Below are 12,038 nucleotides of genomic sequence, written 5' to 3' on the forward strand. Positions count from 1 at the left end.
ACGGCGCCGCGATCACCGTCGCGGCGCCGGACCCATTCGAGGTCCGGCCATGCGGGCAGACAGCTTCAAAGTCGTCATCGTCGGCGGAGGCACGGCGGGATGGATGTGCGCGGCCGGCATGGCCCGTCTTCTGGACCCGCGCGACTACGCCATCACTCTGGTCGAGTCCGACGAGATCGCCACGGTGGGCGTGGGCGAAGCCACCCTGCCGCACATCAAGACCTTCAACGGCATGCTGGGCATCGACGAAGTCGAGTTCATGCGTGAGACCCAGGGGTCGTTCAAGCTCGGCATCGAGTTCAGGAACTGGGGCGCAAAAGGTGCGCGCTACGTCCACCCGTTCGGCACGTTCGGCGAGCCGTGGGCAGGCGTCGACTTCCAGCACCACTGGACCCGCGCCAAGCTGGCGGGGCTGAACGCGGCGCCGCTGCAGGACTATTCGTACGCCGTGGCCGCGTGCCGGGCGAACGCCTTCGAGTTTCCGAACGAGGACCAGAAGTCCATCCGTTCGATCTATGCCTACGCCTACCATTTCGACGCCGGGCTCTATGCTGCCTATCTGCGGCGGTGGTCGACGGCGCGGGGCGTCAATCGCATCGAGGGCCTGGTCACCGACATCGCTCAGGACGGCGAGCGCGGCGACATCACCGCCATCACCTTGAAGTCCGGCCAGCGGATCGAGGGCGATCTCTTCATCGACTGCTCGGGTTTCTGCTCGCTGCTGCTGGGCGGGAAGATGGGCGCCGCGTGGGAGGACTGGACACAGTGGCTGCCGTGCGACCGCGCCCTGGCCGTGCCCTGCGGCCGGGCCGGCGAGTTCACCCCCTACACCCGCTCCACCGCCCAGGAGGGCGGCTGGATCTGGCGCATCCCACTGCAGCACCGCACCGGCAACGGCTATGTCTTCTCCAGCGCCTTCATGGACGAGGAGAAGGCGCGCGAGACCCTGTTGGCTCAGCTGGATGCGCCTGCCCAGGCCGAGCCCAAGCTGCTGCGGTTCGCCGCCGGTCGCCGCAAGTCGGGCTGGACCCGCAACGTCGTGGCCATGGGCTTGGCGAGCGGCTTCCTGGAGCCGCTTGAGAGCACCAGCATCTTCCTGATCCAGGCGGCGGTGGTCGACCTGATCAACCTGATGCCGACCAGGCGGACGGGCATGGATCCGCGCCTGGCCTCCGAGTTCAACCGGCTGTTCGAGATCCAGTACGACCGGATCCGCGATTTCCTGATCCTGCACTACCGGCTGAACCAGCATCACGGCCAGCCGCTGTGGGATCACGTGCGGACCATGGAGATCCCCGCCAGCCTGGAGGAGAAACTGGCCCTGTGGGAGGGCCGCGCCGGCCTTCCGGACTACAAGTACGGCCTGTTCTCGCGTGACAGCTGGCTGTCGGTGCTGGAAGGGCAGGGGCTGACGCCGCGCGCCTATGACCGCCTGGCCGAAACCATGCCGCTGGACGTGCTGGGCGCGAAGCTGGCGGACCTGAAGACGCGGATCGACACGAACGTGGGGGCAATGAGCTCGCACGCCGACTTCATCGCGCGGTATGCGCCGGGCGCGGTTCCGGCGCCGCTGAAGGCGGTGGGCCAGTGAGCGCCGCGCCGAACAAGGTCGTGGTTGTGGGCCGCGACGCCCCGCTGTGGCTGTCCGCCGCCGTCCTGCGCGCGGCGCTGGAGCCGGGCGGCGTGGCGGTCACGGCGGTGGAGCTGCCAAGCCGCCTGACCGCCGCCAGCGTCCACGCGACTCTGCCGGCGCTGGAGGCCCTTCACAACCTGCTGGGCCTGGACGAGTCCGCGTTGATGCGGAGCGTCGGCGGGACCTTCTCGCTGGGCGGCAATTTCACCGATCTGACGGGGCAGGCACCGGCCTTCTTCCACGCTCACGGCGCACACGGCGCGCCGATCGACGGCCGCGACTTCTTCCCGTTCTGGCTGAAGGCGCGAGGCCTGGGCCTCAATGCCGAGTTCGCCGATTTCTCGCTGATGGCCGCCGCCGCCAAGCACGGCCGGTTCGTGATGCCGGACGAGGAGACGGAAATCTTCGGCCGCGCCGACTACGGCTACCACCTGCCGGCCCTGGCCTATGCCGGCGCGCTGAAGAGCCTGGCTGTCCGGCGCGGCGTCGAGGCGCACCAGGCGCTGGAGGTCACGGTCGAGCGCACTGCGGCTGGCGACGTCACCGCCATTGGCATCGGCGAAGGCCGGCGCATCGCGGGGGACCTCTTTGTCGACCTCGAAGGCCTGGTCGACAGTCCGCGCGAGGCCTGGAGCTTCCCGGCCGACCGGATCCTGACCGCCCTGGCGCCGGCCTTCCCGTCGATCCCGGCCTATGCCGAGACCCGCGCGTGGGCGCGCGGCTGGACGGCCCTGCATCCGGCCCAGACCGCGACGCATATCGTTCAAGTCTATGCATCCGATCTGTGTACCGATGAGGAGGCGTTGCAGGCCGCCAGCGCCGCTTCGGGCCTGCCGGTCCGGGACATCTCGGTGCGCGCCTTCGCGCCTGGCCGACGTCTCGCGGCCTGGGACCGCAACGTCGTCGCCATCGGCGAGGCGGCCTGCGTATTTGATCCACTGCACGGGGTCGACCTGCACGCGGTGCAGATGGGTCTGGTGCAGCTCCTGGCCCTGTTCCCGGTCTCGGGCGACTGGACCTGGGAGCAGGGCGCCTACAACAAGGCCATGGCCGAGCAGTTCGAGCGGGTGCGCGACTTCCAGCAACTGCACTATGCGGTCAACGGCTACGGCGCCTCGGACTTCTGGACCCGCGCCCGCCAGGCGCCGGTCTCGCCGGAACTGGCCCAGCGCATCGTCCTGTTCCGTGCGCGTGGCGAGATCGCGCCGTTCGAGCACGACAGCTTCTCCAACGACAGCTGGCGGGCGGTATTTGTTGGCCATGGCGTGACGCCTGACAGCCACGCCCCGATGATCGACGCGACCTCGCCCGAGCTGATGAAGCACGAGTTCCGGCGGATCCTGACCTTCATCAAGGACCAGGTCGAACGCCAGCCGACCCACGACCTCTATCTCGAAAGCTTCTGCGGCCGGGAGCCCGTCCATGGATAGTGGTCTCTCGATCGACCCAGCGCTGAGCCCGGAAGCCCTGCCGCGCGTGGCCGCTGTCGCGGCGCCGACGCCGGAAGGCTTCGAGCGCATCGTCGCGGCCGAGGCTCCGGTGGTGATCAAGGGCCTGGTCGAGGCCTGGCCGGCCCTGGCCGCCGGGCGCTCGCCGGGGACGATGAACGCCTATCTCAAGGCCATGGACAGCGGCCTGCCCGGCCCGGTCATGGAGGCCCCGGCCTCGACCAACGGCTGGTACGCCTACGGCCCGGACATGCGCGAGTTCAGCTTCTCCAAACGCAACGCCGGCATCAGCCAGACGCTTGACCGCATCGAGGCGCTGCTGGGTCAGAAGGACGCGCCGTTCGTCGCCATCCAGATGCTGCCGCTGGCCACGCACATGCCCGAGTTCGTGCGCCAGAACCCAATGCCACTGGTGTCGCCCAAGGTCATGCCGCGCCTGTGGGTCGGCGGGCCGCTGCGGACCCAGACCCACAACGACCGCGACCACAACCTGGCCTGCGTGCTCGCCGGCCGCCGCCGCTTCGTGCTCTATCCGCCCGAGCAGGTGTCGAACCTCTATGTCGGCCCGCTGGAGAACCCGCCGCCGCTATCGCTGGTCGACCCGGAGGTCCCGGACCTGGTCCGCTTCCCCCGCTATCGCGACGCCTATGCCGCCGCCCGGGTGGCGTGGCTGGAGCCGGGCGACGCGCTCTTCATGCCCAAGCACTGGTGGCACCACGTCACCTCGCTCGAGCCCTACAACGCCATGGTCAACTACTGGTGGGGCGATACGGCCGTGGGGCTGGAGCGGCCGGTCGACGTCTTCCAGATCGCCTTGCTGGCTCTGAAGGATCTGCCCGAAGGCGAGAAGGCCTACTGGCGCGAGATGTTCGCGACCTATGTCTTCGGCGATCGGGGCGAGGCGACGGCGCATATCCCCGAGGCCCTGCGTGGGGCGCTCGGGGCCCTGAGTCACGCCCAGCGCACGGCGCTGAAGCAGCAACTGAAGATGGCCGTGCTGAGGTCGCCGACATGACCCTGGCCACCGCTGTTAGGCCCCTGCTGCTGGGGCCCAATATTAGCGTCCGCCTGCGCAAGGTTGGCCAGGAGCAGCAGCCGTTGCTGATCGTCGACGATGTGCTGGCCGATCCGTGGGCGATGGTCGACGCCGCCCGCGCCGCCGACTTCTATCGGCCGTCGCACACGAACTACCCTGGCCTGAACGCTAACCTGCCCGAGGCCTACTACCGCACCGTGGTCACGGCCCTGCGCGGCCCCATCGAGGCGGCGTTCGGGGTGAAGGCCAGCGCGGTGCTGAAGTTCTTCGGCTTCTTCGCCCTGGCCACCACGCCGGTCGAGCGCGCCAAGCCGGTGCAGACCCTCCCGCACCTGGACGGCCCCGATCCCAACCGCCTAGCCATGGTCCACTACTTCTGCCAGGGCGACTTCGGCGGCACGGGCTTCTTCCGCCATGCGGCCACCGGCTTCGAGTCCGTCGATGGGTCTCGCATCGACGCCTACGCCACTGCGCTCGAGGCCGAGTTGGCGCAAGAGCGGACGAGCTTCGCCGGCGCCGACACCCCCGGCTACGACCTGATCGACCAGGCCGAGCCCGTCTTCAACCGGCTGATCGTCTATCGCGGCCATGTCCTGCACGCGGGCCTCTTGGGCCGGGGCGGCGGGGCGGCTGATCCCGCCACGGGGCGGCTTACGGCCAACGGCTTCATCGAGGCGGTCGACACCGGATAGCGCCCGCCTCCTCACCCGACCTCTATCCGATCTTCGTCCGGCGCGGGCAATCCGGCGCGCGCCAACCTTGCGTTCGGCTGGATCCGTCCAGCCCCAGTCCTCCCCCTGCGCCTCCGGCTCCGATCCTGCGGAGCCGGGGCGCCCTTTTCGAAGAAAGACCGTTCGATGAGCTTCCGAACCCTGGCCCTGCTGGCCGCCCTGGCCTCGCCGGCGATCGCTCAGGCCGCGGAACGCGAGTGCGCCCAGTCGCCGGGCAAGGTGATCGAGGTGTGCGTCTTCACCCGGGACGGCCAGGCCTTCTACGAGGTGAGCAAGGGCGGCAAGGTGGTGCTGGCTCCGGCGGCGATGGGCCTGACCTTCGCCGGCGAGGCGCAGGCGCGCTTTTCGGCGATCACCGCCGCCAAGCGCTCGGCCAGCGACACGACCTGGGAGCAGCCCTGGGGCGAACAGCGGGTCATCCGCGACAACCATTCCGAGCTGACCGTCTCGCTGGCCGGCGACACGCCGCTGAACCGCAGCGTCGACGTCACCTTCCGCCTGTTCGATGACGGCCTGGGCTTCCGCTACGCCTACACCGCCATCCCGGCCGGCCAAGCCGTGGCGGTCACCGACGACCGCACCGAGTTCAAGCCGGTCGGCGCCTATGACGCTTGGTGGTACGAGGCCTTGGGCCAGGAGCGCGACGAGTACCTCTACAAGCAGACCGACGCTCGCCGCGTCACCCTGGCGGAGACGCCGCTGACCATGCGCGAAAAGGGTGGCTTGCACCTCTCCATCCACGAGGCGGCGCTGATCGACTTCCCGTCGATGCTGTTGGCTGGCAATGGGGCCGGAACCTACAAGGCCAAGCTGATGCCGTGGCAGGACGGGACCCTGGCCAGGAAGACCGGCGCCTTCACCACGCCTTGGCGCACCGTGCTGATCGGCGACAACGCCGGCGCCCTTGCCGACAGCCGTATCGAACTGAACCTCAACGAGCCCAGCAAGCTCGCCGACACCTCGTGGATCAAGCCGGGCAAATATGTCGGCATCTGGTGGGAGATGCACCTGCAGCGGTCGACCTGGGGCAGCGGTCCGATCCACGGCGCGACCACCGACAACACCAAGCGCTATATCGACTTCGCCGCCAAGTACGGCTTCGACGGCGTGCTGGTCGAGGGCTGGAACAAGGGCTGGGACGGTGACTGGATCAGCAACGGCGAGAAGTTCAGCTTCACCCAGAGCTATCCGGACTTCGACATCAAGGCGGTCACCGACTACAGCCGCTCCAAGGGCGTCAAGCTGATCGGTCACAACGAGACCGCTGGCGCGGTGCCCAACTACGAGGCCCAGCTGGAAGACGCCATGAAGCTCTACGAGAGCGTCGGCGTCAGCCAGGTCAAGACCGGCTATGTCCGCCACAGCGGCACCATCGTCGACCAGGACGGCCAGCAGCAGTGGTTCGCCGGCCAGTACATGGTGCGCCACAACCTGCACGTCGCCGAGGTGGCCGCTCGCCACAAGATCTCGATCGACGCCCACGAGCCGGTCAAGGACACCGGTCTGCGCCGCACCTGGCCCAACATGCTAAGCCGCGAAGGCGCGCGCGGCCAGGAATTCAACGCTTGGGGCGATCCGACTAACCCGCCCGAGCACACGGTGATCATCCCGTTCACCCGCATGCTGGCCGGGCCGATGGACTTCACGCCGGGCGTCTTTGACGTGGTCCACGGCAAGACCGAGCTGACCCGCCGCGGCCAGTCGACCATCGCCACCCAGCTGGCCCTGTACGTCGTGCTCTACAGCCCGATCCACATGGCCGCCGACCTGCCGGAGAACTATGAGACCCGTCCGGACGCCTTCCAGTTCATCCGCGACGTGCCGACCGACTGGGAGACGTCGAAGACCCTGCAGGGCCAGGTCGGCGACTATGTCGTGGTTGCTCGCCAGCAGCGCGGAGCCAAGGACTGGTTCCTGGGCGCCCTGACCGACGAACAGCCCCGCAGGCTGAGCCAGAAGCTGGACTTCCTGACCGCCGGCAAGCGCTATGAGGCCCAGATCTATCGTGACGGGCCCTGGGCCGACTTCCGCACCAATCCTGGCGCCCTGACGGTCGAAAAGAAGATTGTCACCGCAAAGGACAGCCTGGACCTGGACATGGCCCCCGGCGGCGGCGCGGCGATCCGGTTCAAAATCCTGGACTGACCGGCTTGGAACTATAGTTTTTACGCAACACGTCGTTCATCGATCCTCCAAAGCAATTGTCGGGCGGCTCGGGGCTCTGTAAGCAGGCGCCTTGTTGGTCGCCCGACGAGGCGTTTTGGAAGGTTTCGAATGCCGAGTCCCGTGATGGCGGCGCTCAAGGATGTGGGAGACGGGATCCGTCTCGCGCCCCTGTGGTGGCGGCTCGGCCTGGACCAGACGGCCTCGCGCTTCCAGCGCTCGATCCTGGGTCCGTTCTGGATGGCCTGCAACCTGCTGGTCGTCGCCTTCGCCCTGGCCTTCCTGGTCAGCGCCATGATGGGCGCGGACATCATGGGCAGCTATCCGCAGGTGGTGGCGGGCCTTCTGGCCTGGTCGCTGGTCGGCACGGCCATGGCCGAGTCCCAGGCGATCTTCCTCTACAATGCCGGCCTGATGCAGAACCAGCGCCTGCCGCTCAGCTTCTACGTCTTCCTGCACGTGCAGAAGGCCGCGACGAACTTCCTTTTCCAGGCCATCGCCTTCTGGGCGATGATGCTGATCATGGGGCGGTTCGTCATGCCGCACTGGACGCTGATCCCGGCGGTCGTAGTGATGTTGCTGATCGTGGGCCTGCAGGGCTTCGTCATCGCCATCCCGTCGACCCGCTTCCGCGACGTGGCCTACATGATGAGCTACGTCGTCCAGCTGTTGTTCTACGTGACGCCTGTGTTCTGGCTGGCGACCAATGTCAGCGCCAAGCATCGCTGGGTGGTCGAGCTGAACCCGTTCACCCACCAGGTGGAACTGCTCCGCGCTCCGCTGACCGGCCATGCGCCAGCCCTCATCGACTGGTACTGGACCCTGGGCGCCGTCGGTGTTCTCGCCGTCATCGCCTTCACGCTGCTGGCCTTGTTCCGCAAACGCGTGGTCTTCTGGCTGTAGGAGCAGGCGATGACGCACCGGATCACGCTGAACAACGTCGACCTCGACTACTTCGTCTACAGCCTGCGCTCGCAGTCGCTGCGCAGCGCCGTGTTCAATCTCGCGGTGGGCGGCAAGATGTACAAGGCCGCCGGCGACGTCGCCGCGGTCAAGGCGCTGCACGACATCAGCCTGGACATCGTCGAGGGCGACCGCATCGCCTTGGTGGGCCACAACGGCTCGGGCAAGACGACCCTGCTCAAGGTCATCGCCGGCATCTATCACCCCACGCGCGGCGACCTGAAGATCGACGGCGACATCACCTCGATGATCGCCATCAATGCGGGCCTCGACATGGAGGCCACCGGTCTTCGCAACATCCACAAGCTGGGCATGATGCGCCGGCTGTCGCGCAAGACGATCGACAGCCGCGTCGAGGCGATCGCCGAGTTCTCGGGCCTGGGCGACTTTCTCCATTTGCCGGTGCGCACCTATTCGGCCGGCATGCAGGCGCGCCTGATGTTCGCCGTGGCCACCGAGTTCGAGGCCGACATCCTGGTGCTGGACGAGTGGCTCAGCGCCGGCGACGCCGCCTTCGTGCAGAAGGCCGCCGACCGCATGCACCAGATGGTCGAGGACGCCAAGATCGTGGTCCTGGCCACCCACGACCACGACCTGGTGCGCCGGGTCTGTAACCGCGTCTGCGAACTGCAGGGCGGCCGTATCGCCTTCCTGGGCACCACCGAGGAATGGTTGGCTTACAAGGAATCCCAGGCCGCATGACCGACACCGTTCGCCGTATCGCGCACGAAGACCTCAAGGGCGTGGCCGCCGACGTGTGGCTGGCGCGCCTGAAGCGTTCGGTCGCCGAGCGGGTCCAGGGTGGCGTGCTCTATCCCGACTTCCCGTCGGCCGAGATCCAGCGCCAGTTCGTCGGCTCGGCCTATGAGGACGCCCTGGACGAGGCCGGCCGCTTCTATCGTTTCGCCCAGGAGAGCATGGGCGATCGCGGCTACAAGCAGTCCAGCGGCAAGGGCTATCTGGACTTCGGCTGCGGCTGGGGCCGCATCGGCCGGTTCTTCCTGCGCGACTTCCAGGCCGACGACATCGTCGGGGTCGACATCGATCCGGACATGGTCGCCTTCTGCGCCGGGGCCAATCTGCCCGGCGTGTTCGACACCATCGTCAATGGCCAGCCGCTGCCGTTCGCCGACGGCCACTTCCGGCTGGTGACGGCCTATTCGGTCTTCACCCACCTGCCACCGCATCTGTTTCGCGCTTGGCTGGCCGAGCTGATGCGCGTGCTCGCCCCGGGCGGCCTGCTGGTCTTCACCGTCGAGCCGCCGCGCTTCCTGGACTTCATCGAGGCCGCCGACCCCAATTCCGAGAACGGCTGGCACGTGGCCCTGTCGGCCTACAAGGACCAGCTGCCGCGCATGCGGGCCGAGCTGGCCCAGGACGGCATCGCCTACCTGCCCTCGGGCGGGGGCGCCTATCGCGAGTCCGATGTCTATGGCGACACGACCGTGACCGCCAAGTACGTGGCCAAGGAAGCCGCGCCGCACGGCGGCGAGGTGGTGCGCTATATCGACGATCCCGCCCGCTTCTTCCAGGCGGCGGTGGTCATCCGCAAGCGTGATCCCAACCGCCGGCAAGGCTTCTTCGCGCGGCTGCTGGCCCGTCTTTCGGGCAAGGCATGAGCAGCCTGAAGCCCGGCCGCGACGTCACGGTCCAGGGCAAGGACGCCCAGGGCCGAACCGTCCTGGTCGCGGCCGGCGGTGACCCGCAGATGCTGTGGAGCCCCACCCGCGCCGAGCGGGCGGGACTGAAAGCGGCCAAGTCCGTGCGCATCGACCTGAAGCTGGAGGCCGTCGAGGGCCAGTTGGTCGGTCCGGCCCTCTATGCCGACTGGGGCGACGGCTTTTCCGAGGACTCCTACACGCGGCTGAAGGCCGGTCCCGACGGCTGGTTCGCCTCGCTGCCGGCCCGCAGCTGGCAGCTGAACGCCGTGCGCCTGGATCCGTCCGAGGGCGAATGCGCCTTCACGGTCAGTGACTTCAAGGTCACGCGCGTCGGCGATCTGGGCGCGGATCCGCGCGGTCTGCGCGGCGCGGTGATCCAGGCCCTGAAGCCGGCCCTGGGCCCGCTGGGCAAGCCCGTGGGCGCGGTGTGGCGACGCGGCCGGGCGATGCTGCAACGCTCGCGCGGGACCCGCGCGGTGGCGGGAGACGCCGGTCCGGTCCGTGCGACCTACCAGCACGCGATCGCGGTCTCGAAGAACCTGCGCAGCCCGCACTTCGCCGCCCCGATCGCCGCGCCGATCGTGCTGCCCGCCGACGCGCCCAGGGTGGTGGCCTTCTACCTGCCGCAGTTCCATCCGTTCCCGGAGAACGACCTGTGGTGGGGCAAGGGCTTTACCGAGTGGACCAACGTCTCCAAGGCCCAGCCGCAGTTCCTGAACCACTACCAGCCGCGCTTGCCGGCGGACCTAGGGTTCTACGACCTGCGCCAGCGCGAGGTGATCGCCCAGCAGATCGCGCTGGCCAAGGGCGCGGGCGTTTCGGCCTTCTGCTTCCACTACTATTGGTTCGCCGGAAAGCGGCTGCTGGAGCGGCCGATCGAGCTCGTCTTGGCCGACTCGACGCTGGATTTCCCGTTCGCCCTGTGCTGGGCCAACGAGAACTGGACGCGGCGCTGGGACGGCGACGAGAGCGACGTCCTGATGGGCCAGGATCACTCGCCGGAAGACGATCGCGCCGTGTTCGAGGACATGGCCCGCTACATCCGCGATCCGCGCTACCTGAGGGTCGGCGGCAAGCCGGTGCTGGTGTTGTATCGCCCCGAAATCCTGCCGGAGCCCAAGGCCACCACCGACCGCTGGCGCGCGCAGGCGCGGGCGATGGGGCTGGGTGAGCTGCACCTGCTCTGCACCACGGCCTTCGGCTTCCAGGACTATGCCAGTCACGGCTTCGACGGGATCATCGACTTCCCGCCGCACGCCATCGTCGAGGGTGAGATCACCCGCTCGGTGACACCGCTGCATGCCAACTTCACCGGCAAGGTCTACGACTATCCCACCGTCGTGCGGCACAAGCTGGACGAGCTGGAGGGCGCGCCCGCCGCCTTCGTGCCGGGCGTCATGCCGGGCTGGGACAACCAGGCCCGCAAGCCGTGGGCCGGCCATGCCTTCCACAATGCCGATCCGGAAAGCTATCTGACGTGGCTGTCGGGGGCGCTCAAGCACGCCGAGGCCAAGCACCCGAACGGCCAGGGACTGGTCTTCGTCAACGCCTGGAACGAGTGGGGCGAGGGGGCTTACCTGGAGCCCGACCGCTGGTTCGGTCACGGCTATCTGCATGCCACTCGCACGGCCCTGGGGGCCTATGTGCCGCGCTTGACCGACGCCCATCCGCTGGTGGCGCAGGCGCAAGGCCAGTTCCAGAAGCGCGCCGACGCCGTGGTTCTGCTGCACCTCTTCTACCCGGAACTGATCGACTGGTTCGCGGAACGCCTGGCCGCGACGGCCGGCGGCCTGGACATGATGATCACCGTACCGGAGAGCTGGGACGAGGCCGACCTGGCCCGCGTCCGCGCCGCCTTCCCGGGCGCCCATCTGGCCATCGCCGAGAACCGGGGGCGCGACATTCGGCCGTTCGTCGAGACCCTGCGCCGCGCCCGCGCTCTGGGCTATTCGGTGTTCTGCAAGCTGCACTCCAAGCGTTCGCCGCACCGGGCCAAGGGCGACGAGTGGCGGGCCGAGCTGTTCGACGGCCTGCTGGGCGGGGAGGCGGCCAGCCTGGCCCTGCGCGCTTTTGCCCAGGATCCGAAGCTGGGCCTGCTGGCCTCGTCGGAGGCGCGCATGCGGATCGGCGACCCGGACGTCATGGCCAACAACGGCGAGGCCGTGAACCGCCTGTCGGCCCGCATGGGCCTGAAGCCGACGCCCGAAACGCCGTTCGCGGCCGGCTCGATGTTTTGGGGGCGGACGGAAGCTTTCGCGCCGCTGTCGGATCTGGCCGACGCCGAGATCGGCTTCGAGCCGGAGCTGGGTCGGGTCGACGGCACGACGGCCCATGCGATCGAGCGCCTGACCGCCGCGATCGTCGCCCGCGCCGGCTATCGCGCGAGCTTCGAACTGTGAAACA

9 protein-coding genes are annotated in these 12,038 nt (G+C 68.3%); all 9 read left to right on the forward strand.

Going from position 1 to position 12,038, the window contains the following annotated elements; all coding sequences use genetic code 11:
• The first annotated feature begins 49 nt into the window (after window positions 1-49).
• Window positions 50-1,591 (forward strand): tryptophan halogenase family protein, encoded by a 1,542-nt coding sequence (locus J7528_RS15405; protein WP_291876066.1) that lies wholly within the window; start codon window positions 50-52, stop codon window positions 1,589-1,591.
• Window positions 1,588-3,063, forward strand: a complete 1,476-nt coding sequence (locus J7528_RS15410) for a tryptophan 7-halogenase (protein WP_291876068.1) — start codon at window positions 1,588-1,590, stop codon at window positions 3,061-3,063. The genes J7528_RS15405 and J7528_RS15410 overlap by 4 nt, the downstream gene beginning before the upstream one ends.
• Window positions 3,056-4,096, forward strand: coding sequence for a cupin-like domain-containing protein (locus J7528_RS15415; RefSeq protein WP_291876070.1), 1,041 nt, complete (start codon window positions 3,056-3,058; stop codon window positions 4,094-4,096). The genes J7528_RS15410 and J7528_RS15415 overlap by 8 nt, the downstream gene beginning before the upstream one ends.
• On the forward strand, window positions 4,093-4,809 hold the full coding sequence (locus J7528_RS15420) for a DUF6445 family protein (protein WP_291876072.1): 717 nt from the start codon (window positions 4,093-4,095) through the stop codon (window positions 4,807-4,809). Before J7528_RS15415 ends, J7528_RS15420 begins: the two co-directional genes overlap by 4 nt.
• Before the next feature lie 165 nt (window positions 4,810-4,974).
• Window positions 4,975-6,993, forward strand: a complete 2,019-nt coding sequence (locus J7528_RS15425) for a glycoside hydrolase family 97 protein (RefSeq protein ID WP_291876075.1) — start codon at window positions 4,975-4,977, stop codon at window positions 6,991-6,993.
• Between the two features lie 129 nt (window positions 6,994-7,122).
• Window positions 7,123-7,914, forward strand: coding sequence for an ABC transporter permease (locus J7528_RS15430; protein WP_291876078.1), 792 nt, complete (start codon window positions 7,123-7,125; stop codon window positions 7,912-7,914).
• A 9-nt stretch (window positions 7,915-7,923) separates the two neighbouring features.
• Window positions 7,924-8,676 carry an ABC transporter ATP-binding protein gene (locus tag J7528_RS15435; RefSeq protein WP_291876079.1) on the forward strand — a complete coding sequence of 251 codons (753 nt, stop codon included), beginning with the start codon at window positions 7,924-7,926 and terminating at the stop codon, window positions 8,674-8,676.
• Window positions 8,673-9,593, forward strand: a complete 921-nt coding sequence (locus J7528_RS15440) for a class I SAM-dependent methyltransferase (protein WP_291876082.1) — start codon at window positions 8,673-8,675, stop codon at window positions 9,591-9,593. The genes J7528_RS15435 and J7528_RS15440 overlap by 4 nt, the downstream gene beginning before the upstream one ends.
• On the forward strand, window positions 9,590-12,034 hold the full coding sequence (locus J7528_RS15445) for a glycoside hydrolase family 99-like domain-containing protein (RefSeq protein WP_291876083.1): 2,445 nt from the start codon (window positions 9,590-9,592) through the stop codon (window positions 12,032-12,034). The genes J7528_RS15440 and J7528_RS15445 overlap by 4 nt, the downstream gene beginning before the upstream one ends.
• Window positions 12,035-12,038: the final 4 nt, after the last annotated feature.

Source organism: Caulobacter sp., from assembly GCF_017744445.1.
Lineage (GTDB): Bacteria > Pseudomonadota > Alphaproteobacteria > Caulobacterales > Caulobacteraceae > Caulobacter.